This window comes from Aeromonas sp. s2 (assembly GCF_040907935.1).
GTDB lineage: Bacteria > Pseudomonadota > Gammaproteobacteria > Enterobacterales > Aeromonadaceae > Aeromonas > Aeromonas dhakensis.
Map to the genome: position 1 here is coordinate 70,788 of NZ_JBFOCR010000025.1, position 22,867 is coordinate 93,654.

Annotated in this window: 22 protein-coding genes and 4 tRNA genes; 12 read left to right on the top strand and 14 right to left on the bottom strand. The window is 62.5% G+C overall.

The genetic code is table 11. The features are described 5' to 3' along the window. Nucleotides 1-10: 10 nt before the first annotated feature. Together AB5Y81_RS19355 and AB5Y81_RS19360 are read right to left on the bottom strand one after the other, a co-directional pair. Nucleotides 11-1,117, bottom strand: a complete 1,107-nt coding sequence (locus AB5Y81_RS19355; RefSeq protein WP_005307097.1) for an efflux RND transporter periplasmic adaptor subunit — start codon at nucleotides 1,115-1,117, stop codon at nucleotides 11-13. Between the two features lie 32 nt (nucleotides 1,118-1,149). Further along, nucleotides 1,150-1,713, bottom strand: coding sequence for a TetR/AcrR family transcriptional regulator (locus AB5Y81_RS19360; RefSeq protein WP_279485090.1), 564 nt, complete (start codon nucleotides 1,711-1,713; stop codon nucleotides 1,150-1,152). A gap of 259 nt (nucleotides 1,714-1,972) precedes the next feature. On the opposite strand from AB5Y81_RS19360, the gene AB5Y81_RS19365 reads away from it, so the two are divergent. The 6 genes from AB5Y81_RS19365 (at nucleotide 1,973) to AB5Y81_RS19390 (ending at nucleotide 3,619) form a co-directional block, all read left to right on the top strand. Further along, nucleotides 1,973-2,049: transfer RNA gene (locus tag AB5Y81_RS19365), tRNA-Arg, on the top strand. A gap of 50 nt (nucleotides 2,050-2,099) precedes the next feature. Next, a tRNA-His gene (locus AB5Y81_RS19370) sits at nucleotides 2,100-2,175 on the top strand. A 20-nt stretch (nucleotides 2,176-2,195) separates the two neighbouring features. Beyond that, nucleotides 2,196-2,281 (top strand) — tRNA-Leu (locus AB5Y81_RS19375). A 64-nt stretch (nucleotides 2,282-2,345) separates the two neighbouring features. Continuing rightward, a tRNA-Pro gene (locus tag AB5Y81_RS19380) sits at nucleotides 2,346-2,422 on the top strand. Between the two features lie 223 nt (nucleotides 2,423-2,645). After that, nucleotides 2,646-3,080, top strand: a complete 435-nt coding sequence (locus tag AB5Y81_RS19385) for a ricin-type beta-trefoil lectin domain protein (RefSeq protein WP_010635629.1) — start codon at nucleotides 2,646-2,648, stop codon at nucleotides 3,078-3,080. Then, nucleotides 3,080-3,619: a lectin gene (locus AB5Y81_RS19390; protein ID WP_005307089.1), complete on the top strand. Its 540-nt coding sequence runs from the start codon at nucleotides 3,080-3,082 to the stop codon at nucleotides 3,617-3,619. Before AB5Y81_RS19385 ends, AB5Y81_RS19390 begins: the two co-directional genes overlap by 1 nt. A 71-nt stretch (nucleotides 3,620-3,690) precedes the next feature. Here AB5Y81_RS19390 and AB5Y81_RS19395 read toward each other — a convergent pair whose 3' ends face one another. After that, nucleotides 3,691-5,028: an MFS transporter gene (locus AB5Y81_RS19395; RefSeq protein ID WP_005307086.1), complete on the bottom strand. Its 1,338-nt coding sequence runs from the start codon at nucleotides 5,026-5,028 to the stop codon at nucleotides 3,691-3,693. Between the two features lie 347 nt (nucleotides 5,029-5,375). Here AB5Y81_RS19395 and AB5Y81_RS19400 point away from each other — a divergent pair, with 347 nt between their 5' ends. From AB5Y81_RS19400 to AB5Y81_RS19410, 3 genes are read left to right on the top strand one after another with little or no spacing between them, the layout of a single operon-like run. Beyond that, nucleotides 5,376-6,602, top strand: coding sequence for an ABC transporter substrate-binding protein (locus AB5Y81_RS19400; protein WP_240035990.1), 1,227 nt, complete (start codon nucleotides 5,376-5,378; stop codon nucleotides 6,600-6,602). Continuing rightward, on the top strand, nucleotides 6,599-9,034 hold the full coding sequence (locus AB5Y81_RS19405) for an ATP-binding protein (RefSeq protein ID WP_279485091.1): 2,436 nt from the start codon (nucleotides 6,599-6,601) through the stop codon (nucleotides 9,032-9,034). Before AB5Y81_RS19400 ends, AB5Y81_RS19405 begins: the two co-directional genes overlap by 4 nt. Continuing rightward, entirely contained in the window at nucleotides 9,018-10,295 is a 1,278-nt protein-coding gene (locus AB5Y81_RS19410) for a sigma-54 dependent transcriptional regulator (protein WP_279485092.1), read from the top strand. The genes AB5Y81_RS19405 and AB5Y81_RS19410 overlap by 17 nt, the downstream gene beginning before the upstream one ends. Before the next feature lie 81 nt (nucleotides 10,296-10,376). On the opposite strand, the gene AB5Y81_RS19415 is transcribed toward AB5Y81_RS19410, so the two are convergent. The 8 genes from AB5Y81_RS19415 to AB5Y81_RS19450 form a co-directional block, all read right to left on the bottom strand. Continuing rightward, a complete protein-coding gene (locus AB5Y81_RS19415) occupies nucleotides 10,377-11,189 on the bottom strand; it encodes a Cof-type HAD-IIB family hydrolase (protein ID WP_010635634.1) in 813 nt (270 codons plus the stop codon). A gap of 93 nt (nucleotides 11,190-11,282) precedes the next feature. Then, the gene (locus tag AB5Y81_RS19420) at nucleotides 11,283-12,323 is read right to left on the bottom strand and encodes an alpha/beta fold hydrolase (RefSeq protein ID WP_368146768.1); all 1,041 of its coding nucleotides are present in this window, start codon (nucleotides 12,321-12,323) and stop codon (nucleotides 11,283-11,285) included. Continuing rightward, entirely contained in the window at nucleotides 12,320-12,982 is a 663-nt protein-coding gene (locus tag AB5Y81_RS19425; RefSeq protein WP_279485093.1) for a CatB-related O-acetyltransferase, read from the bottom strand. Before AB5Y81_RS19425 ends, AB5Y81_RS19420 begins: the two co-directional genes overlap by 4 nt. Before the next feature lie 2 nt (nucleotides 12,983-12,984). Continuing rightward, nucleotides 12,985-13,713: a tRNA (guanosine(18)-2'-O)-methyltransferase TrmH gene (gene trmH / locus AB5Y81_RS19430; RefSeq protein WP_017780340.1), complete on the bottom strand. Its 729-nt coding sequence runs from the start codon at nucleotides 13,711-13,713 to the stop codon at nucleotides 12,985-12,987. Between the two features lie 122 nt (nucleotides 13,714-13,835). Further along, the gene (spoT, locus tag AB5Y81_RS19435; RefSeq protein WP_005307064.1) at nucleotides 13,836-15,953 is read right to left on the bottom strand and encodes a bifunctional GTP diphosphokinase/guanosine-3',5'-bis pyrophosphate 3'-pyrophosphohydrolase; all 2,118 of its coding nucleotides are present in this window, start codon (nucleotides 15,951-15,953) and stop codon (nucleotides 13,836-13,838) included. Nucleotides 15,954-16,090: 137 nt separating this feature from the next. After that, nucleotides 16,091-16,366 carry a DNA-directed RNA polymerase subunit omega gene (rpoZ, locus tag AB5Y81_RS19440; protein WP_005307060.1) on the bottom strand — a complete coding sequence of 92 codons (276 nt, stop codon included), beginning with the start codon at nucleotides 16,364-16,366 and terminating at the stop codon, nucleotides 16,091-16,093. 79 nt (nucleotides 16,367-16,445) lie between these two features. Continuing rightward, the gene (gene gmk / locus AB5Y81_RS19445; protein ID WP_010635638.1) at nucleotides 16,446-17,072 is read right to left on the bottom strand and encodes a guanylate kinase; all 627 of its coding nucleotides are present in this window, start codon (nucleotides 17,070-17,072) and stop codon (nucleotides 16,446-16,448) included. A 304-nt stretch (nucleotides 17,073-17,376) separates the two neighbouring features. Beyond that, the gene (locus AB5Y81_RS19450) at nucleotides 17,377-18,432 is read right to left on the bottom strand and encodes a glycosyltransferase family 9 protein (protein ID WP_279485094.1); all 1,056 of its coding nucleotides are present in this window, start codon (nucleotides 18,430-18,432) and stop codon (nucleotides 17,377-17,379) included. A 155-nt stretch (nucleotides 18,433-18,587) separates the two neighbouring features. On the opposite strand from AB5Y81_RS19450, the gene AB5Y81_RS19455 reads away from it, so the two are divergent. Both AB5Y81_RS19455 and AB5Y81_RS19460 read left to right on the top strand, forming a co-directional pair. Beyond that, nucleotides 18,588-19,301, top strand: a complete 714-nt coding sequence (locus tag AB5Y81_RS19455) for a 3-deoxy-D-manno-octulosonic acid kinase (RefSeq protein ID WP_026141425.1) — start codon at nucleotides 18,588-18,590, stop codon at nucleotides 19,299-19,301. A gap of 70 nt (nucleotides 19,302-19,371) precedes the next feature. Then, complete coding sequence (locus AB5Y81_RS19460; RefSeq protein ID WP_279485095.1) at nucleotides 19,372-20,235, top strand: sensor domain-containing diguanylate cyclase; 864 nt, start codon at nucleotides 19,372-19,374, stop codon at nucleotides 20,233-20,235. Nucleotides 20,236-20,242: 7 nt separating this feature from the next. Here the strand turns inward: AB5Y81_RS19460 and AB5Y81_RS19465 are convergent, their stop codons facing one another. Then, entirely contained in the window at nucleotides 20,243-21,097 is an 855-nt protein-coding gene (locus tag AB5Y81_RS19465; RefSeq protein WP_024942369.1) for a carboxylate/amino acid/amine transporter, read from the bottom strand. A gap of 43 nt (nucleotides 21,098-21,140) precedes the next feature. Here AB5Y81_RS19465 and AB5Y81_RS19470 point away from each other — a divergent pair, with 43 nt between their 5' ends. Further along, complete coding sequence (locus AB5Y81_RS19470; RefSeq protein ID WP_026458963.1) at nucleotides 21,141-21,599, top strand: DUF6314 family protein; 459 nt, start codon at nucleotides 21,141-21,143, stop codon at nucleotides 21,597-21,599. A gap of 135 nt (nucleotides 21,600-21,734) precedes the next feature. On the opposite strand, the gene AB5Y81_RS19475 is transcribed toward AB5Y81_RS19470, so the two are convergent. Together AB5Y81_RS19475 and AB5Y81_RS19480 are read right to left on the bottom strand one after the other, a co-directional pair. Beyond that, the gene (locus AB5Y81_RS19475; RefSeq protein ID WP_017780345.1) at nucleotides 21,735-21,896 is read right to left on the bottom strand and encodes a hypothetical protein; all 162 of its coding nucleotides are present in this window, start codon (nucleotides 21,894-21,896) and stop codon (nucleotides 21,735-21,737) included. Further along, nucleotides 21,881-22,780, bottom strand: a complete 900-nt coding sequence (locus AB5Y81_RS19480; protein WP_172442892.1) for a DMT family transporter — start codon at nucleotides 22,778-22,780, stop codon at nucleotides 21,881-21,883. Before AB5Y81_RS19480 ends, AB5Y81_RS19475 begins: the two co-directional genes overlap by 16 nt. Nucleotides 22,781-22,867: the final 87 nt, after the last annotated feature.

Here is a 22,867-nt window from a genome sequence, read left to right on the forward strand (position 1 = left end):
TCTCCGCGTTTTACAGCATGGGAGCCTGGTCAGGAACCTTCAGACCCTGGTCCTGCACGATTTTTACCTTGGCGCCGTTGCTCAGGCGTACCTGGCCGGACATGACCACTTCGTCACCCGCCTTGATGCCGGAGACCACGTGGGCATCGTTGCCCTTGCGCTCGCTCACCTTGACCACCACCTGCTCGACGCGCTTCACGCCGTCCTGCTCCTTGACCAGGTAGACGTTCTCGCCGTACAGGGTGAAGGTGATGGCGGTCTGCGGCAGCACTATCTGGTCCTTCTGGGCCGGCAGCAGGATGCTGGCGCGGGCAAACATGCCGGAGCGCAGCAGGCCGTCGTTGTTGGGGATGTTCGCCTGCACCTGGATCAGGCCGCTCTGGTAGTTGACGGCCGGCTCGATGGCGCTGATGTGACCCTTGAACTGGCGGTTCGGGTAGGCATCCACGTTGATCCGGATCTCCTGATTCAGGCTGATGCGGGAGATGTCGGTCTGTGGCACGGTGAAGCGCAGGCGCATCACGCTGGTGTCTTCCAGCCGCACTATGTCGGTGCCCGGCTGCAGGTACTGGCCGAGGAAGACGTTGCGCAGGCCGACCACGCCGGCAAACGGTGCGCGTACTTCGCGGCGGGCGATGGTCGATTTCAGGCTCTCGATGTCGGCCTCGAGGGAGCGATAGGTCGCCTCGGCATCATCCAGCTGGTCGCGGGAGATGGAACCCTTGGTAAACAGGTTCTGGTAGCGTTCGTACTTGGCCTTGGCCGCCGGCAGCTTGGCCATGGAGGCGCGCAGGTTGGCCTTCTCGACGCTGGCGTCCAGGCTCAGCAGCAGCTGGTCCAGCTTGACGGTGGCGCCGGATTCGAAGGAGATGCTGTCGATGGTACCGGACTGCTCGGTCGACAGGGTCACCCCCTGATTGGGTTCGATGAAACCGATCGCCTCGATGGTCGGTACCCAGTCACGGGTCTCCACCTTGTGGGTGGTGACCGGGAACTCGGGCTCCGGCATGTTGGCCATGTAGTTGGCTATCATCTTTTGCTTGAACAGGTTGAAGCCAATCACGCTGCCGAACAGGGCCAGCGCGATGAGCAACATGATGCTCATCCACTTTTTCATGAACTCTCGCTCCTGAGATATGAGTGCAATGTTTAAGGGGTCAAAATGGCTCGCCAGCTGGCCCGGATCACGGCTTCCAGCTGCTCTTGCGTCAGTTCGAATTGGTGCACCTGGCTTTGCAACGCCAGGTTCGCCACACAGTCCAGGCTCAGCACCTGCAGTACCCGAACGGGCAGGTTGATAAACAGACCCTGTTCTATCCCCCGTTCGTAGAAGCGATCCAGCGGGGCCCAGGCGGCCTGGATGACCGGGTCCTGCTCCAGCTCCGCTCCCAGCGGGGATGTTTCATACTGCAATTTGCATTTGAGCGCGTTCGGTTCGTCGACAAAGATGGCGTGGATGTTGAGCCACAGCCGCCGAAATTGTTCGAACGATACCTCCTCTGTCTGCACGCCTTCCATGACCAGGGGATGACACTGGAGGATGGTGTGCCGATAGAGTTGACGGATCAGGTCATCCTTGTCGCTGAAATAGCGATAGATGGTGCCTGCCGCCACCCTGGCTTTCTTGGCCACCACGGCAATGGAGAGGCCGTGGAAACCCTGTTCGCCGAGTACTTCATGAGCCGCATCGAAAATGCGTTCTTTCTTGTTCATGATTGGATGATCACAACGACTGAATGAACGTTCATTCATTCTAGGGAGGCTTTGAGGCAAGTCAAGTTTTGCCCATCGCTGTCAGCAATATGGTGGGGGTCAAAAGTAGCGGGGAGGGGGCGGAACCGGCTTGAATAACACAAAATCGCTTAAAAAAAGCCAGAAACGATGGAAAAACAAGCGGTTGATTCGGCTTGATAAAAAAAGGGTAGACAAGGTGGGTCCTCATCATTAATATTGCGCCCCGTTCGACAGCGTAGCGCCCGTAGCTCAGCTGGATAGAGCGCTGCCCTCCGGAGGCAGAGGTCACAGGTTCGAATCCTGTCGGGCGCACCATCAAAAGTGCGCCGGTTAAACGGGCGAGTTGAAGAACGAAAACAGCTGTGGTGGCTGTAGCTCAGTTGGTAGAGTCCCGGATTGTGATTCCGGTTGTCGTGGGTTCGAGCCCCATCAGCCACCCCATTTTACAGCTTGTCAGGTACGCGAAGGTGGCGGAATTGGTAGACGCGCTAGCTTCAGGTGTTAGTGCCCCCCGGGTGTGAGGGTTCGAGTCCCTCTCTTCGCACCATACTTGCTGTATAACGAGGATGACCGCATGGTCGTCTTTGTTTTTTGTAGAATCAAAATATTCTCGGTGATTAGCGCAGCCCGGTAGCGCATCTGGTTTGGGACCAGAGGGTCAAAGGTTCGAATCCTTTATCACCGACCACATTCTGAAAAACCTCGCTTCGGCGGGGTTTTTTGCTTTCCGCCTTGCCTATCATCCCGGCTTGCCGCGTCGCTGTAACGTTTGTTTACACTCTATCCGGGCAGTCTTGTCCCCCCTTCAGTTATCCTGCCAGCTGGAGTCCTTGGTGACCGGATGTCACAGACCTCTTTCAGGCTTTTTTATGCATAACAAAATCTCGATTTTCTCCTGCAGACCCGCAGTCATGGCCGCCCTGCTGCTGGGCGGTTGTACCCTCAAGCCGCCGATGGATGAGGTGATGAACTCCATGGTCTCCCAATCGCAGAGCGAGTCTGCCTCCTCCCTCTTGCTGACCTACAACGGCTTCTGTGTCGGTGTTGCCGGGCAGCAGGCCGTCACCCAGGTGTGCGGTGGCAAAGACACCAGGTCGTTTGAGTGGGCGCTGGGGGAGCTGAAGATGCAGGAGACATGCCTGCAGGCCAGAAGCGGCAATGAGCTGATCCTGGCTCCCTGCGATGGTCATGCCCAGTGGGTGTGGCGGGAGGACAAGCTGTTCAACAACAAGGCCTCCCGTTGTCTGGATGTCGCGGGGCGGCGTCATACCCCGAATACGCCCTTGCGTTTGGCCGAGTGCTATGGTGGTGCCAATCAGAGCTTCCTGGTCGGGGGGATTGAGTGATGCGTCCATCTCCTTTGATTGCTGCCTGTCTCTCGCTTTCGCTGGGAGGGTGCCAGAGTCTGGACTCTTCGGATTTTCTGCTGGGGGCCGTGGTGATCGGTGCCATAGGCGCTGCCGCCTACTACGACCACAAGCAGGAGAAGAAGGAAGCCCGCAAGCGAGAGGAGTCGGGGGGGCAGTTGCTGGCAGCCAATGGCAAATGCCTCGACATTGCCGGTGGCGTGCGCAATGGCAACCAGTTGCAGCTTTGGGACTGCAACGGCGGAGAGAACCAGCGCTTTCGTCTGGATGGCAAGGCGGTGAAGGTCGGCGGCAAGTGCCTGGATGTGGCCGGCGGGGATCGCGACACCGGGGCCAGGGTGATCGCCTGGGATTGTCATGGCGGCAGCAATCAGCAGTGGCGTTGGGAGCGGGATCGGCTGGTCAGCCGCAGCAGCCACCTCTGTCTGGATGTATCCAAGGATGGCAGTGCCAATGGCACTCCCCTGATCCTCTGGCAGTGCCATGGGGGCGACAACCAGCGCTTTCGAAGAAAGTAACCCCGGATTGCCAATGCCAGTCAGCATCAACTGACTGGCATTGTTTTTTGGCGTGTCCCGGTGAACGGGGATCAGTAGTTGACGACTTTTTTGGCGTTCCACACCGTCATGGCGAGCAGCATGGAGACCACGGAGGCACCGAGCCAGAAGTACTGGGCACTGCTGAAGTCATAGTGGGTCACGCCGTCGATCTCGCTGGTCTTGATGAGGGCCGCGGAGACCAGCTCCTGGATGGAGGCGGCGATGTAGGAGCAGAGGCCGATGAAGCCTTTCACGGCACCGACTGCCGTCTTGGGCATCAGGTCGCAGGCGGTCAGGCCGGCCAGGAACACCACCAGACCACCGATGGCGTAGCCGATCAGGGCCAGCGCGACGGCATCCATCATGCGGCTCTGCGGGCCCCAGAACATCAGGCACATGCCGGCCACGTTGGCCAACCCGTACAGCAGGGTGGGGATGTGGCGGTTGGCGTTGAATACCTTGTCGGAGATGATCCCGGCCAGGATGGCGCCAAGGAAGCCGGCGATGGGGTAGGCCGACATGGCGAAACCGGCGTCGATCAGGCTATAACCCTTCTGCTCCTGCAGGTAGAGCACGGCCCAGGAGCTCATGGCGTAGCGGGACATGTACATGCAGGCGCAGGCGGCGGCGATGAGCCAGACGACGGGCTGCTTGAGCACGAACAGCTGGGCGCGGCGGATTTCGGCCGGATCCACCTTCTTGGCGATCTCGGGGGCTTCACCAAAGGCGACGGCCGGCTCCGGCAGGGCGTAGGTTTGCGGCCGATCTTTCAGCACCAGATACATGCACAGGGCGGCGATCAGGGAGGCGATGCCGGCGCCGATGAAACCGGCCTTCCAGCCGAAGTAGCTGACGATGGTGGCGGTCAGGATCCAGGAGATGCCTTCCCCTATGTTGCGCGAGCCACCCCAGACCGAGTAGACCGAACCCCGCTGCTTGGGGGAGAACCACTGGAAGATGGAGACGCAGGAGGGGGCGGAGCCGACGGACTGGAACCAGCCGTTCAGGCCCCACATCAGCACCAGGAAGAAGGTGGCGGTGTTCATGCCCATCAGGATGGTGCAGATGGACGAGAGCCCCAGCGAGACCGACATGAAGCGGCCTATGTTGGCGTAGTCGGAGAGGAAGCCGTTGGAGAACTTGCCGACGGCGTAGGTGAACAGGAAGGCGGAGCCGATGACCCCCAGCTCCTCCAGGGTTACCACGCCGGAGTCCAGCATAGGCTTCTTGACCACGTTGAGGCTCATGCGCACGACATAGAACATGGCATAGCCCAGTACCAGCCCCAGGAAGACCTGCCACTGGTACTTGCGGTAAATTGAGCGGATTTTATCGGGCGAGGCATCCATGACCGGCAGGTCGGCTCGCGTCTTGAAGAAGTTGAACATGGGGTTCTCCGTTTCTATTTTGGCAGCATGGTTTCAGAGGGAGCTCTGATAGCGGCTGCCATCATATGAAGGGAGAAATTCAGCCGGCAAAAAGCCGGATATGGGTCAACTCTGACTCAATCATGGGAAAACCATGAGTCAAAAATGACATATTTGAACTGTCCTATTGATATTCGATGAATAACAATAGCCGCGTGCCGAGGCATAATGAGTCAGAACTGGCTCATCCTCGTGAAAATAAAAATTACGGCATGTGCCTAATATTAGATGTACTGCACATATTCCTGAATTAACGCGCGAGTCGACCGATAGTCATGCACCTCTTTTGCCGCCGGCTGGCCCTGTTCATGGGCTGCGTTTTGTTGCCATTCAGCACCCTGCAGGCCGCTTCACTGACGGTGCTCACCTCGTTTTCGGAGGCGCCGGTCAAGGCGGTGATCGAGGGTTTTGCCGAACAATATCCCGGGATCCGGGTCGAAGTTATTTATCGGCGCACCATTCCCTCCTTGCGCTTATTAACGGAAGCCGATGCACCGCAAGTCGATATTATCATGTCCTCTTCGCCGACTTTTTTTAACACGCTGGACAAAGCCGGTTTGTTGGCGGCTTTGCCAAATGAAACTATGCCGCCCAAATGGCTCGCTCCCCATACCCTGGGGCTGGGCAATAAAGTGGCCGTGGTCGGTTATTCCAGCAGCGGCATCATGTATAACCGCCATTATCTGGCCAAATATCAGCTGCCGCAGCCCACCAGCTGGCAGCAACTGGCGTCCCCGATCTTCATGGGGCACGTGATGATGAGCTCGCCCTCCCAGTCCGGCACCACCCACATGATGGTGGAGAGCGTGCTGCAGCAATATGGCTGGCAGCAGGGCTGGGCCCTGCTGATGCGGCTGGGTGGCAACCTGTCGGCCATCACGGCGCGCAGCTTCGGGGTGAGCGACGGCATCAGCCGCGGTCTGGCGGGGGCCGGCCCGGTGATCGACAGCTACGCCCTCACCAGCCAGGCCCGCTTCGATCACGTCGGCTTCAACATCATGCCCGACTCGGTGATCCTGCCGACCTATCTGGGGGTACCCCGTCGCTCGGACAATCCGCACAGTGGCGCCCTCTTCATCCAGTACCTGCTTTCCGACAAGGGGCAGGGGATCCTCGCCACACCCGGCATGGCCAAGGCCACCCTGAGCCAGCCCGGACTGGCCAGGCAGACCCGCTACGTCACCGACAAGGCGCTGCTCTATCGACGGGCAGGCCTGCTCAAGGCCCTGTTCGAGCAGGCCATCACCCAGCAGCTGCCCAGGCTGAAGATGACCTGGCAGGGGATCAACGGGTTGAATACCCACGGCGAGCCCTGGCGGGTTGCACTGCTGGAGCAGGCCGTCACCAAGGCGAGCATGCCGCCGCTGAGCGAGCAGGAGGCGCAGGATCCGGCTCTGCTGGCGCTGTTTGACGGCCTCTATGACCGGGAGCAGGGCAATCCGCAGGCGGAACGGGTGATGCACCAGTGGCGCCAGGCGACCGAGGCGCGCCTGAACGAGGCGCAACGGCTGGTCGAACAGGCGGCCAGGCCATGAGCCGGCTGGGGCACCTGCTGGCCATGCCGCGCAGCCTGGGGCGGCGGCTCATCCTCGCCTTCGTGGCCATCACCGCCCTGACCGGCGCCATGGGCATGGCCGCCTATGTGATGTGGGATCGGCTGGGCCGGCAGATCCACCTCATCGTGGAGGAGAGCCTGCCCGCCATCGACAACGCCTATCAGCTGGAGCGGGCCAGTTCCCGCCTGTTGCTGCTGCTGGCCCAGCTGCGCGACACCCGGGATCCGGTACAGTACCAGCGCCTCTCCCACGCGGTGTCGACCACCCTGGGGGACATCCAGCGTGCCTACCGGCTGGGCACCCCGGGGGATCAGGAGACACCCTCGCAACGCCAGGCGTTCGGGGAGCTGAGCGCGCTGGTGGCGGATCATGGGCGCTACCTCAAGCAGCAGATCGAGCACGCCGAAACCCTGCAGCAACTGCAAAAGCGCAGCAACTGGCTGCATCAGGATCTGGTGGATGATGCCGCCCCTCTGCTGCAGGAGGTGGAGTGGCACCTGACTGGCATGGTGGCCAGCCCGGACGACATGAGCGAGTTTGGCGACGTCATCAAGGAGTTCTCCGCCCTGCAGGATCTCACCTTCAAGGAGAACGAGCTGCAGTCCCTGGTCGGCGAGGTGATCGCCCAGCGTTATCAGCAGGATCTGGAGAGCGCCTTCCTGTTCATCGGCTACAAGATCGACGAGATAGACGAGCTGACCTCGCGGCTAGCAGAGTACCCCTCGACCGTGAGCTACCGCCAGATCCTGCAGGACATCATCACCCTGGTGAAGCCGGATGGCCCGCTGCACCGGCTGCTGCTGGCGGATGTGCAGACCCATCAGCAGCTGACGGCCCTGCGCCCCCGGCTGGACGACGCCGTGTCGCGCTATCACCAGAAGGTCAGCCTGATGGTGAGCGATGCCAACCGCTCCCTCAGCGCGCTGGGGGAGGACAGCAGCCAGCAGGTGGCGACCGGCAAGCTGGTGATCCTGGTGGTGCTGGCGCTCACCCTGCTGCTCAGCATCTTCGTGCTGGTGGTGCTGATCGGCCGCCGGCTGATCAAGCGGCTCGACCTGCTGGGGCAGGAGCTGGACAGGGTCGCGGCAGGCCGGCTGGACGTGCCGGTCAGCACCAGCGGCCGGGACGAGATCGGCCGACTGGGCGACAGTTTGCGCCACTTCAGCCAGCAGTTGCAGCAGATGGAGCGGGCCAATGCCCTCAACCTCATCAACAACACCCAGGCCTGCCTCATCACCTGCCATCCGGATGGCACCATAGAGTCGGTCAACCCGAGCGCGCTCACCCTGTTCCGGCAGACCGGCGTCGAGCCGGGCCGGCCGTTGTGGCAGGCCTTTCCGGCAGAGGCGAGGGCGATGCTGGCGGAGCAGTTCGGAGCGGACCAGCCGCTGCACCGGCTCGGCCACAGCGAGTGCACCCTGGCCTGTGCTCAGGACGAGACGCCCCGTTTCCTACATCTCAACCTGCGCCGCTTCGAACAGGGGCGCGGGTACAGATTCATCATCACCATCACGGATGTCACCCGCCAGGAGCTGACGGCCAGGGAGCTCGGCCTGCGGGTGGCGGAGCGTACCCGCGAGCTGACCGAGAACAACCGGCTGCTGGCGGAGGAGGTGGTGCAGCGCCAGCAGGCGGAGCGTACCCTGCTGCAGACCCAGGATGAGCTGATCCAGGCGGCCAAGATGGCGGTGGTGGGGCAGGCGATGACCAGCCTGGCCCACGAGCTGAACCAGCCGCTGTCGGCGATGATGACTTACCTCTACACCAGCCGGGCGGCCCTCGCCGCCGGCCAGCTGCAGGCTCTGGACCAGGATCTGGGCAAGCTCGACAAGCTGGGGCGGCGCATGAGCCGCATCATCAATGCGCTGCGCCATTTCGCCCGCAAGTCGCCGGCGGAGGAGGTGCGGGTCCGGCTCGAGCTGGGGACGCTGGCCGAACAGGCCATGTTGCTGCTGGAGACGCGGGCGAAACGCGATGGCTGCACCCTCTGCAACGAGTTGCCGGAGGGGCTCTGGCTCGAGACCGACCCCGTGCTGCTGGAGCAGGTGCTGGTCAATCTGCTGGTAAACGGGCTGGACGCGGTGGCCGGGCTGGCGCGGCGGGAGATCCGGTTGCAGTTGCTGGAACAAAACGAAGCCCGGCTGCGACTGGCGGTGGTCGACAGCGGCGCCGGCTTCGGCGAGGCGATCCTGCCCAGGTTGTTCACCCCCTTCACCACCTCCAAGGAGGTTGGACTGGGACTGGGGTTGACCATCTGCCGTTCCCTGCTGGCCCGCTGCGGCGGCGAGATCATGCTGGGCTCGGCGCTGACTGGCGGCGCCATGGTGATAGTGGAATTGGCGGCGGTCGACCCTGCCGGGTCGATCGCCCATCAGAACGAGGAGAGTGCCATCTATGCTGTTGCCCGCTAACCGTCCCGCCAACGTGCTGCTAGTGGACGATGACGAGGACGTGCTGGAATCCTATTGCCACCTGTTGCGGCTCTCCGGCTACCAGCCGAGGGCGACCACCTCCCCCCACGAGGCGCTGGAACTGCTGGCCGACCAGTGGCCTGGGGTGCTGGTCTCTGACATCTACATGCCCGCCATGAACGGCATGGAGCTGCTGACCCGGGTGCACGAGATAGATGCCGAGATCCCGGTCATCATGATCACCGGCCATGGCGACATCCCGCTGGCGGTGAAGGCGGTGAAGCAGGGGGCATTCGACTTTCTGGAGAAACCGCTTCATCCCCAGGATCTGCTGGGCCTGCTGGAGCGGGCCTGCCAGCAGCGCAGCGCCGTGCTGGCGCGCCGCAGCGAGATCCAGGCGACGGTGGATGACGAACTGATCGGCACCAGCCCGCAGATAGTGGCGATCCGCGGCCAGCTCAACCAGCTGGCGCAGACCGACAAGGATCTGCTGCTGGAGGGGCCGGCCGGCTCTGGCCGCCACACCCTGGCCCGGCTGCTGCACAGGATCAGCGCCCGGCGGGAGCAGGCCTTCCAGCTGCACGACTGCGGGTCGGCACCCAGTCTGGCCGAGGTGCAGGCCAGCCTGGCGCAGGCCGATCAGGGCACATTGGTGCTGCAATCCCCGGCCCGCCTGAGCGCCGACTGCCAGCGCTGGCTCGGCAACCACCTGCTGGATCAGGAGCGCAAGGGAGGCAAGTCGCTGCGCACCATAGCGCTGTTCGAGGAGTCGCCGGAGGCGCTGGTGGAGCGCCAGCAGCTGATGCCTGAGCTCTACTACTTCCTCTCCCAGGTGCGGCTCAGGCTGCCGCGGCTGGTGGAGCGCAGCTGCGACATCATTCCCCTGTTCCGGGCCTTTCTGCGACAGGGCTGCAAGCGCATCGGCCGGCCGGTGCCGGCGGTGGATCGCGCCTATCTGGAGACGCTCAAGCGGCATCAGTGGCCCGGCAATCTGCGTGAACTGCGCAACGTGGCCGAGCTCTATGCGGTGGGGATCGTCAAGCTGGCCGGTGCGGAGCGGGCCATGCCGCTGGCCAGTGGCAAGGAGCCGCTGGACGATCTGGTGGAGGAGTTCGAGCGGCGGGTGATCGAGGATACCCTGTTCCTCTTCTCCGGCCGGGTGACCGACGCCGCCCAGTACCTCGGCATTCCGCGCAAGAAGCTTTACCTGCGCATGAAGAAGCACCAGCTCGACAAGGAGCAGTTCAAGCCGGCCACCTGAGGGGTTGCCGGCCTGCTCGTTCGGAGGATTATCCGGGCGGGAGCACGCCATGAGCCGCAGCGTGGCTCATGGCGCCTTGTCTCAGGCGACGTCGACGCCCTGCAGGGCGAACAGCTGCTCCAGATAGACGGCGACGCCGTCCTCGTCGGAGCTCAGGGTCTGCTCGTGGCTGGCCAGCGCCAGCTTGAGCCGGTCGTGGGCATTGCCCATCACCACGCCGCGGCCGACCATGCTCAGCATCTCGAAGTCGTTCATGCCATCGCCGAAGGCCACCGCCTGGGACATCTCCAGCCCGTGCTGCTCCAGCACGGCGCGCACCGCATTGCCCTTGTGCACCCCGGCGTGCATCACCTCGAGGCAGTCCGGCAGGGAGAAGGTGACGTTGAGCCGATCACCATAACGCTGGTTCAGCTCTGCCTCGATCTGCAGCAGCTTCTCGTGTTCGCCGATGTAAAACACCTTGTTGACCTTGTCCAGCGGGTGGCTGGCGAGATCGGTCAGGCGGTAGCTGAAGCCGGATTCATGATGGAACTGCAACAGCCAAGGCATCTCCTCTTCTACCAGCCACTCGTCGCCGTAGTAGAGGTTGATGTGGATGGAGGGGTCGCGTTCCAGCGCGATCAGCTCGGCCGCCACGCTGTCCGGCAGTGCCTGGTTGAAGATCAGCTGATCCTGCTTGTCGTGCACCACGGCGCCATTGGAGGTGATGAGATAGATGTCGAGCCCGAGCGTGTCGCGGATGCTGCGCACATCCACATGGTGACGGCCGGTGGCCACCACGAACTTGACCCCCTGATCCACCAGTCGGTGCAGGGTATCGCGGGTGCGGGGGGAGATCTGGTGCTGCCCGTTGAGCAGGGTGCCATCGAGATCAGATACAACGACCTTATACATCATCACCTCGGGGTTACGAATGAAAGCGGGAGCAGTGTACAGCAACCGCTCCCGCGACCCCATTTATTTAGGGATACAAAAAATAACCAGCCGCTAGTAGCGCGCGAAGAAGGCCAGGGTGGCGTTGAGCGCGGCCTGGCGCTGGGGATCGGCCTCCATGAACAGCTCGTGCCAGGCCCCTTCGATGCGCAGCGGCTTGCCCCCTTCGCAGCGGGCGAGCACGCAGAAGGCATCCTGCGCCGCGTTGTCCACCACGCCGTCGTCGCCAGCCTGCAGCAGCAGCAGCGGCGTCTTGATGGCACCGGCCTCGGCCACGGCGGCGTCCGCCCCCGTCAGTCCCTGATAGATCCAGTGGGCGGTGGCGCCCCCCAGCTTGATCTGCGGGCGCTGCTCATAGAGCTCGCGGAAGGCCTGATAGCGGGCTTGGCTGTGGCTCAGACCGTTGTCGGCAAAGGCGTGGCTCTCGTACGGGCCCTGACCCGGGCCGTAGGGAGGCTCGCCCAGCCAGCCGCCGACCGTGCCTATGGTGGCCGCCAGCCCCTTGGCCAGCCACTTGGGCATGCCGCCCAGGTTGATGCCCATCATGGGGGAGGAGAGCACGGCCGCCTCGATGTCACCGGGCCAGCGCTCCAGATAGCGGGCCGAGATGGCGCCGCCCATGGAGTGGGCCAGCAGGAACAGCTTGGCGGGTTGGTCCTGGGCGATCACCTCGTCATGAAACTGCTTGAGATCGAGTACATAATCGTCGAACTGGTCGACATATCCCTTCTCTTGGTCGGCCAGCAGCCGATCGGACAAGCCCTGGCCGCGGTGGTCGATGAGGTAGAGGCTGTAGCCCTGACGCCACAGATCCCAGGCCAGCTCCTGATACTTGAGGTAGCTTTCGACCCGGCCGTTGACGATGAGGATGGCGCGATCGACCTTGGCCTGGCGCAGGGCGGCATAGCGGATGGTGACGCCATCCTTGCCCTTGAAGGTGCTCTCGACGGCGTGCTGGCGCCAGAAGTCGGGCAGCGTCTGCTGATGGAGGGTGGCGACGTCGGCTTCCGGCGTCAGCTGGTAGGGATTGTTCACGGCGAGGGCTCCGGCGGAAAACAGGGTCAGGGCCAGCAGGGCGGGCGACATCAGCTTCATGATGCCGACTCTTGCTGCCAGTGCTGGTAAAGCCCCTCGATGTCGCCCGAGCAGAGCAGCGGCATGGCCGCCTGCAGGCGCGGCAGCGGCCAGTCCCACCACCGCATCTCCTGCAGCAGGGCAATCTGCTCATCGCTGAAGCGGCGACGGATCGGCTTGGCCGGGTTGCCGCCGACTATGGTGTAGGGCTCCACATCCCGGGTGACCACGGCGCGGGTGGCGATGACGGCGCCATCGCCTATGGTGATACCGGGCATGATCATGGCTTCCGAGCCGATCCAGACGTCATTGCCGACCCGGGTATCCCCCTTGCGCTGAAAGCCGCTCTGTACCCCCTCGCCAAAGGTGCCCGGATCGAACGGGAAGGTGGATACCCACTCCATGCGATGGCCCTGATTGCCGGCCAGCAGGAAGGTGGCACCCGAGCCGATGGAACAGAACTTGCCGATGAGCAGGCGATCCACCTCGCCCCAGATGCCGCTCTCCCAGGTCTCCCGGGTCGAGCCGTCACCCAGCAGATAGCGTACGCAGTGATCCTCGAACGTCTTGCCATGGTAGTAGCCGGAGTAGTAGCTGTAGTCGCCCGCCTCGATATTGGGGTTGCTGAGATGATCCCGTATTACCTGGGACTCCAGCCAGCTGCCAAAGGGACTATTCATTATTATTGCTCCTGTAATTGCTCATCTTGCTGTGCTGCCCAGCCTTTGCGGGTCAGCTGCATCTGCTGCCACCACTGCTCGTCAGCCAGGATCTCACCGGCCGGGCCGAGCTGGGGATAGGGCATCTCCTTCTCCTTGCAGAGCTGGGCATAGATGGGATAGCCCCCCTCGAACAGTATGCTGTTCTGCTCTTCCAGACTTAAGGGGCAGCCGCGTTGATAACAGCCGGCCAGCTCGCGTTGGCGCTGGGCCTCGTAGAGGATGGCGGCGGCGGCCACCGAGACGTTGAGGGACTGCACCATGCCCACCATGGGGATGACGATATGGTGATCGGCCAGGGCCAGCGCCTCTTCGCCGATACCGTGCTTCTCCTGGCCCACCAGGATGGCGGTGGGTTTGGTGTAGTCGATGGCGCGAAAATCCACCGAGCTGTCGGAGAGGTGAGTCGCCAGGATCTGCATGCCGGAGGCCTTGAGCTCGGCCACCGCGCTGCCGATGTCCGGGTGCAGCTTCACGTCCACCCAGTTCTGGCTGCCGCGGGCGGTACCCTTGCGCTTGTGGATCCAGCTCTTGGGCCAGACCGCGTGTACCCGGTGGATGCCGATGGCATCGGCGGTGCGCACGATGGCGGCCAGGTTGTGCGGCTTGTGGACCTCTTCCATGCAGACGGTCAGATCGAGCTGGCGCTGGGCCAGCATGTCAGAAATTCGTTTGAAGCGTTCAGGTGTCATGTCAGTTTCTATCGGGTGAGGCTGGTGCGCGCATCGCTTGCATGCACAGGGTCAAATCGGGCCGGCGCCGGGCCAGCATGCATGTCTCTTGAAAAGCAGCAGGCGGCTTGCGCCGCCTGTGTTCAGTTTTTCTGCCGGCTCACCTTGAGCACGTTCGGCATCACCCGGATCTTGCGCATGATGTTGGCGAGGTGGATCCGGCTCTTGGTGGTGATGAGCAGGGTAACCAGATAGACCCGGCCATCCTTCTCTTCGGTGCTGATGGCGTGAATGTTGGCGCCGGTGGCGGCAATCACGTTGGCCAGCTCCGCCAGGGCGCCCTGATGGTTGACGATCTCGATGCTGATGCCGGTACGGAACTCCTGTTCCTGCTCCTTGTCCACTTCCCACTGCACGGGCAGGTACTTGTCCGGCTCCTTGCTGTAGCCCTTGATGTTGCGGCAGGCTTCCTGATGGATCACCAGCCCCTTGCCCGGGCTGATGTGGGCGATGATGGCGTCCCCCGGGATGGGGCGGCAGCAGTTGGCAAAGGTGACCAGCATGCCGTCGGCACCCTTGATCGGCATCTTCTTGCTGCTGGACTTGGGTTGCTCTTCCGGCGGCAGTTCATCCCCCAGCATGCGGCGCGCCACCATCACGCTCATGGCGTTGCCAAGGCCCACGTCGGCCAGCAGGCCCTGCAGGTTCTCGTGCTTGGTGTCGGCCAGCACCTGCTTGATGCGAGGCTCGGGGATGTCTTCGATGTTCTTGGCGCCGAGTGCATGGTTGAGCAGGCGGCGACCCAGCACCACCGACTCCTCGGTGCGCAGGTTCTTTAGGAACTGGCGGATCTTGGAGCGGGCCTTGGTGGTCACCACGAAGTTGAGCCAGGCCGCGTTCGGGCGGGCCCCCGGCGCCGTGATGATCTCCACCGTCTGGCCGGAGTGCAGCGGGCTGCTCAGCGGATAGGGGTGGCGGTCGACCCGCGAGCCGACGCAGGCGTGGCCGATGTCGGTGTGCACCGTGTAGGCGAAGTCCACCGGAGTGGCCCCGGCGGGCAGCTCCATGATGCGCCCTTCCGGCGTGAATACGTAGATCTCGTCGGGGAAGAGGTCGGTCTTGACCCCCTCGATGAACTCAAAGGAACTGCCGGCGCTCTGCTGCAGCTCGAGCAGGCTCTGCATCCAGCGCTGGGCGCGGATCTGGGCCGTGGTGCCCGAGCTGTCGCCATCCTGCTTGTAGGCCCAGTGAGCGGCGACGCCCTTGTCGGCCATCTGATCCATGAATTCGGTGCGGATCTGCACCTCCACCGGCACCCCGTGCGGCCCCACCAGCGAGGTGTGCAGCGACTGGTAGCCGTTGGTCTTGGGGATGGCGATGTAATCCTTGAAGCGGCCGGGGCGGGGCTTGTAGAGACTGTGCATCTGGCCCAGCACCCGGTAACAGGTATCTATGTCCTTCACCCTCACACGAAAGGCGTAGATATCCATTACCTCATGAAACTGCAGCTCTTTTTTCTCCATCTTGTTGTAGATGGAGAACAGGTTCTTCTCGCGGCCGCTGACCTGGGATTCGATGCCAGCCTCGCGCAGCCGGCCTTCAATCTCGCTCTGTATGGAGTCGATGATTTCGCGGCGATTGCCGCGGGCGCGGCGCACCGATTCGCGCAACACCCGCGAGCGCATGGGGTAGAGCGCCTCGAAGCCCAGCTCTTCCAGCTCGTTCTTCATGGTGTGAATACCGAGGCGGTTGGCGATGGGGGCGAAGATTTCGAGGGTTTCCCGGGCGATGCGGCGGCGCTTGTCCGGCCGTAGCGAGCCCAGGGTGCGCATGTTGTGGGTGCGGTCGGCCAGCTTGATCAGAATGACCCGGATATCCTGGGTCATGGCCATCACCATCTTGCGGAAGTTCTCGGCCTGGGCCTCCTTGCGATCGCGAAACTTCAGCTTGTCGAGCTTGGAGACGCCTGATACCAGCTCGGCAACGGCATCGCCAAACAGTTCGGCCAGGTCGGCCTTGGTGACAGGGGTATCTTCGATGACGTCGTGCAACACAGCGGCCATCAGGGTTTCATGATCGAGGCGCATGTCGCCAAGAATGCGGGCAACGGCAACTGGGTGGGTAATGTAGGGCTCGCCGCTGGAACGCATCTGTCCCTGGTGAGCATCACGGGCCACCACATAGGCTTGCCTGAGCTTCTCCACCTGCTCGGGTGGCAGGTAGGAACTGGCTATTTCTTTAAGATTTTCAAATAAATACAAGACAGTCCCCGCAGCGGTGAAACGGCAATCCGTGGATATAGAGGGTATAGTCCTGAGTTTGCGAGGTTTTCGAGCGGTTGTAAATGGGGGAGAACAGTCGGCACCCGGGCGGGCGCCGACTATAGGAAACAGCTGACTTAACCGCGGCCTTCGGCGATGGCGGCAACGGCAGCCAGCTCGGCGGCTTCCTGCTCTTGCTGCTCGTAACGGTCCTGGGTGTCCATCACCTGGTTGTTCACCAGACCCAGTTCGATCTCACGCAGGGCGATCACGGTCGGCTTGTCGTTCTCTTCGTCAACCAGGGGATCTTTGCCTTGAACCGCGATTTGACGGGCGCGGCGTGCGGCGACCAGCACCAGGTCAAAACGGTTACCTACCTGTTTTACAGCATCTTCTACAGTAACGCGTGCCATGCAGGACTCCAGTGTTTGGGCTTTCTCGGTTTAAAAAAGCGGTGTTTAAAAATGACGCAAAAGTTTACTTGTTTTTGGCCTATTCTGCCAGTAGCTGTTGCAGCAAGTTTTGTTGGGCCTGCTGCTGCTGGCGCAATTCCAGCCGTTGGCACTCGATGATGGCCCTGAGCTGGAACAGCGCCTGCTCAAAGTCTTCGTTGATGATGACATAGTCATACTCGTCGTAGTGCACCATTTCGGCAATGGCTTTATCCATCCGGCCCTTGATCACCTCTGCACTGTCCTGGCCGCGGCCGATCAGGCGGCGCTCCAGCTCTTCGCGGCTGGGGGGCAGGATGAAGATGGACTTGGTCGGCATCTGCTCGCGGATCTGGCGGGCACCCTGCCAGTCGATGTCGAGGAAGACGTCGATGCCCTGCGCCAGGCAGGCTTCGATGGCGGCGCGGGAGGTGCCGTAGTAGTTGCCGAACACCTCGGCCCACTCCAGAAAGTCGCCGCGCTCGATCAGCGCCTTGAACTCTTCCACCTTGACGAAGTGGTAGTGCACCCCGTGTTCTTCACCGGGACGGGTGGCGCGGGTGGTGTGGGAGACCGACAGCTGCATCTTGCCTGCGCTGTTGTGCTTGGTCAGCAAGGCATTGAGCAGGCTGGATTTACCCGCTCCGCTCGGGGAGGAGATGATATAGAGAGTGCCCTGTTGCGCCATGTCTGTACCTTTAATCTAAACCCGTGTTTTGGTTGTAGCAGAGGCCGCCGTCTTGTGCCCGAAAGGGAGACAGCCAAATCCGAAACGCGGAAAATTCTTGAAGAAGAGGGATGTAAAGGCGGCGAATTTTAACAGAAGGCGGCGGATAAAAAAACGGCCGGAATCATATTCCAGCCGATCAAAGTATTCGTAGCTTGCTGCGGGAGCGTAACCCACATCAGCCCTCATTCTGCCTGCCGTTGCGGGGGCGGGCCAGCAGATTATCCCTGCCGCTGGCTTCGGGATTTCCGAGTTGCGCGCATCATCAGCGCGGCAGTTGGCGCTCGGCGCAGAGCCGGTCGAAGGCGGCGATGACCCGTTCGCTGGTGATTTTGCCCATGGCGTCCGGATCCTTGAGGCGGGTGCGCCAGCCAAGCTCGGCCAGCGGCTTGCCGGTCTCCTGCTCGATCAGCTCCTGATAGACGCTGACCGCGTAGTCGCGGCATAGATAGGGGCCGGTACGATCCGGGTTGTGATGGGCATAGAGGCCGAGCACCGGCGTACCCACCAGGGTGGCCATGTGAGCCGGGCCGGTATCGGGAGCCAGCACCAGGCTGGCCTCCTTGATCAGCGCCAGCAGTTGCTTGAGGTTGGTCTGCCCCACCAGATCCACCGGCTTGCTGTGGCTTAAGCGCTGAATGTCGGCAGCCAGATCCCGCTCCAGCTTGGCCGGCCCGCCGCACAGATAGACCTGAAACCCCTTGAGGGCGGCGTGATCCGCCAGTGCGGCATAGCCGGCGGCAGTCCAGTTCTTGAACGCCTTGCTGGCGGCGGCGCAGATGAGAAGGGTCGGCTTGCCGTCGACCTTCTCTTTCGCCCAGGCCTGGTGCTCGGCGCTGATGGGCAGTTGCCAGTCCGGGGTCAGATCCTGAATCCCGAGCTCTTTGGCGAAGGCGAGAAAGCCGTCCAGCACGTGGGGCGAGGCGGGGGATGGCACCTTGTGGTTGGTGAACAGCCACTGGCCGTCGCTGGCCCGCTCCCGATCAAACCCGAGTTTGACCTTGGCCTTGATGCCGAGGGTGGCGATGCTGGCCCGCATGGCCGCCTGCAGGTGCAGCAGGGCATCGAACCTGCGCCCCTTGAGGGCCTGCCAGAGATCGCGGTAGCCACGCCAGCCCTTGCTCTTGTCAAAGGGGATGACCTCGACCCCGGGCAGATCGGCAAACAGGGTCGCCTCAATCTTGCCGGTGATCCAGGTGATGCGGGTCTGGGGCCAGGCCCGCTGGATGACGCGCACCAGCGCCAGCGCGTGGCAGCAATCCCCGATGGCGGAGAGCCGCAGGATGCAGATAGAGGAGGGCGGCGTTTGGAACAGCGGCATGATGTGGCGCAACGATGGCAAAATGGATGGATGGCATTATGCAAACTCCCCTGTGGATTGTAAAATTGCGCACGACTGGCAGCCGGCCCCACCGGGCCCCTGTTGCCCTGGCCTTGAGCGCCAACCCGTAGCGATGACCGACCGGAATGACCAAGATGCAAATTCAGACCGAACACAACCAGATCTGCTGGTATGCCGAAGGGGCGTTTCGCGACCCTTCTCCCGAGCTGTTTGATCCGGCCTGGTGGCAGAACAACCGGCAGGTGGTGGGGACCTCCATCGGCCGCGGCGTGACCTGGTTCGTGAAGGATGAATCCCGCCACCTGGTGCTGCGTCACTACTATCGCGGCGGCATGGTGGGCAAGGTGGTGCGGGATCGCTTCTGGTTCGAGGGAGTGGAGTCTAGCCGGGCCATGGCCGAATACAGCCTGCTGGCCAAGTTGAGCGCCCAGGGGTTGCCGGTGCCACGCCCGTTTGCCGCCCGCATGGCCAAACAGGGCCCCTTCTATCGCGCCGACATCCTGATTGAGCGCATTCGCGGTGCCAAGGATCTGGTCGCCCTGCTCAAGCAGGGGCCGATCGCCGGCGAGGTGTGGCACAAGGTGGGCCAGACGGTGCGCCAGTTGCACGACGCCGGGGTCTATCACGCCGATCTCAACAGCCACAACCTGTTGCTCGACAAGGAGGGCAAGGTGTGGGTGATCGACTTCGACAAGGGGGCCATCCGCTCGCCCGGCAACTGGCAGCAGGCCAACCTGGAACGCTTGCTGCGCTCCTTCAACAAGGAGTCCCAGCTGCATACCAGTTTTCACTTCGTGCCGGAGAACTGGCAGGCCCTGATGAACGGCTATCAAGGAAAAGCGAGTTGACCCTGTTGCTCGGCGCGAGAGCCAATGTTACTTATTGAGAAGGTCTTCAGATTCGGTGTCGAGGCGCTCGATGGACATGCTCAAGGCTCCCCTCAGGGAGGCAATTACCCGGTTTGATCTGGCGCTGATGGCGGATGCCATCGCTTTGCTGGAGGCAGGGCTCTGGAGCTGGAGTCCGCAGCAGGGCGTGCAGCGGGATCTCTCCTGTCTGCGGCTGCTGGGAGTGAACGAAGCCGGTCTGGACGACCTCGGCTGGCTGGAGCGGGTGCACCCCGACGATCTGGGGAGCCTGCAGGAGGCGCAGCTGGCCTGCCAGAGCGGGCGGGTGGCCCAGATCCGGCTCGAATACCGCATCCTGCATCACGATGGCCACTATGTCCGGCTGGAAGAGCGGGCCAGGCGCGATGTCCACGGCCAGGTGCTGGGGGTGGTACGTCTGCTCGAACCGCAGGCGGTACAGGTGGAGGAGCGGCACGGTACCGATCCCCTCACCGGGCTGGAGAGCCGCAGCCGCTTCGAACAGCTGCTCGATGAGCGGCTGGCCAGCGCGAGCGGCAGCTTCAGCCTGCTGCAATTCACCGTCGATCACAGAGCCAAGATCCAGCAGCTGTTTGGCGAGGTGGCCTGCGACGCCATGCTGGCCAAGCTGGCCCGCATCGTGCGTCACGAGCTGCGGCGGGAAGATCCCTTCGCCCGCTGGGACGAAGACGGCTTCATCCTGATGCTCTCCCAGACCGACCGGCTGAGCGGCCTCGAGATTGCCGAGCGGCTGCGGATGGAGATCGCCGATGCCAGCCTGCTGCCGCAGCGGCCGGTGACCGTCAGCATCGGGCTGGTGCAGAGTCAGGCCGGCGAGCAGATCGATCACCTGCTGGCCCGGCTGGCCACCTGTCACGGTCAGGCCAGACGGGAGCACAACACAGTCGTTGGCTGATTTTTAGTCAGCGCTCACTTACCCCATGACGCTGGCATACCCAGAGGGAGGCCAGCATCAGCAGGCCGCCCAGGCTGAGCCTGAGCAGGTCGGTATCCTTGCCCCACAGCACTAGGTTGACCAGAAGACCCGCCGGGATCAGGGCGTTGTTCATGATTGCCAGCACGCCGCTGCTGACCTGGGTCGCCCCCTTGTTCCACAGGAAGTAACCAAGGCCCGAGGCACCGATCCCCAGCCACAGCAATATGCCCCACTGCAGGGTGCTGGTGGGGTATTGCGGCGTGCCGAGCAGCCACCAGGCGGGCAGGGCCACGGCCAGGGCGCCCAGATAGAAGCAGCCGAACACCGCCAGTTGCGGCGGTTGCTGTTCCTCCCGTGCCAGCAGTACCTTGTAGCCCACCTGACCCAGGGCGAAGCAGACGTTGGCACCCTGTACCACCAGGAAGCCCAGCACGTAGCTTTCGGTCAGCCCGTCGAAGCGGATGACGGCCGCCCCCAGTACCGCCAGCAGTGCTCCCCACAGATAGACCGGCTTGAAGCGCCGCTCCAGCAGATCGTGGATCAGGGTGACGTAGATGGGGGTGAAGATGGTGAACACCAGCACTTCCGGCACCGTCAGCAGCAGGAAGGAGTGGTAATAGAACAGATACATGATGCCGAGCTGGGTGGCGCCGAGGGCCATCAGCTTGGCCACCAGGTCGGGCCGCAGCCAGCGGCGGCGCAGGAAGGGCAGGAACACCAGGCTGGCGAGCACGATGCGGGTCAGTACCGAGAAGTAGGCATCCACCTGGCCGGCGAGATAGACCCCGATCAGGCTGAAGGAGAATGACCAGAGCAGGGTAACCCCTATCAAGTAGTTCATGTGGTTGATTTGTCGTCAGTTGTCAATTTTGAAGGGGGCTATGATGGCCGAGAAGGAAGCCGTGATCCAGCGTTTATGGCGCCAGTTGCCACAGATCGGAGCATTTGCCTTTAGCGCGAGCAACGGGGCAGGCTCCGCCACCGACTGGAGTGGCAGCGGCGAGGGGGAGGTGGTGGTGACCGATCACCAGGGCGGCTGGTTGTTTGTCGAGACGGGTCGCTATACCACGCCCCATGGCCGGGTGCTGACCATGCACAATCGCTTCTGGTGGCAGCGCGGCGAGCAGGGGATCCGGCTCTCCCATCTGCGCTATGAACAGCCGGTGGTGCTGTTCGAGCTGCTGCCTCAGACGGATGGTCGCTGGCTCACCGCCGAACCCCATCTGTGTGGCCAGGATCACTACAGCGCCGAGCTGACGCCGACCGAGGGCGGTTTTCTGCTCGGCTGGCAGATCACAGGCCCGCGCAAGAACGAGCGACTGAGTTATCGCTATCTGGCGTGATGGGACGGCAAGGCCGCCAGGCGGGCATAAAAAAACCGGCGCAGAGCGCCGGTAGAGGGGACAAATCGGAGGTTTTTTTAAAACGGTCCCAAAAACAGGAGAGATACACTCTCGTCACACATTCAGAAACAGACGTCAGGCGCTCAACGCATAGCTCAGCATGGCTTGCAGCTTGCTGTCGAAGAACCAGGGCAGCAGCACCATCAACAGCCCGAGCAGACCCACCAGCCGCCGGCGATACTGCCAGCCGGCGATCACCACCAGGCCGCCGCAGAGCGTGGTCAGGATGCCTGACATAGGGCAGCCTCCCGCTGGACGCGGCGCTGCTGGGCCCATTGGTTGAGGGCGACCGAGCCCAAGATCAGGGCCAGTGCCACACCTGTGGTGGACTGGATCTGCTCGCCGAGGAACAGGGCACCCAGCATGACGCCGAACAGCGGCACCAGGTAGTTGCTGAAGGAGGCGAAGGTCGGGCCCGCCTTCTGGATCAGCGCCATGTAGAGGAAGTAGACCAGACCGGTACAGAACACCCCGAGCACCGCGACGGCGCCGATGGCCTGCTGGCTCGGCAGGGTGAGCGCGCTCAGATCGGTGACGAACGGTGCGGCCAGCAGCAGCTGGATAGCCGAGGAGATCAGGATGTTGCGTGCCACGACCACCGGATGGTCCTTGGCGAAGCGCTTGATCATCAGCAGGCCGATGGCGAAGCAGCTAGCACCGAACAGGATGGCCATGGCGCCGAGCAGGCCGGCATTCATGCCGCTGGCCAGTTTCGGCCAGAACAGCACCAGTACGCCGACGAAGCCGATGACCACGGAGACGAGACCACCCTTGGTGATTTTTTCACCGGAAACCAACAAGGGTGCCATCAGGATGGTGACAAACGGGATACAACCCATTACCACGGCGGCGATGGCGCTATCCACATACTGTTGACCCCAGGCCACCATGATGAAGGGCAGGGTGGCATCCAGCAGGGCGATCAACATGTAGGTACGCCACGGGGTGTGCTCGCTCTTGAGACGCATGAACAGGCAGAGCAGACCCAGGGTCAGGCTGCCACACAAGGCGCGACCCGCTGCCACCATGATGGGGGGCAATTCGGTGACGGCCTGATGCATGAAAATGAACTGGGAGCCCCACAACAGGCCAATCGCCAGCAACAACAGATAGCTACGCATTTTAATCTCCGATGTAATTTGCCTGCGCATTCTATGCAATCTGCTACTATGCCAAAAATGAATTGTCGTCATCCAACCATGGCCAAT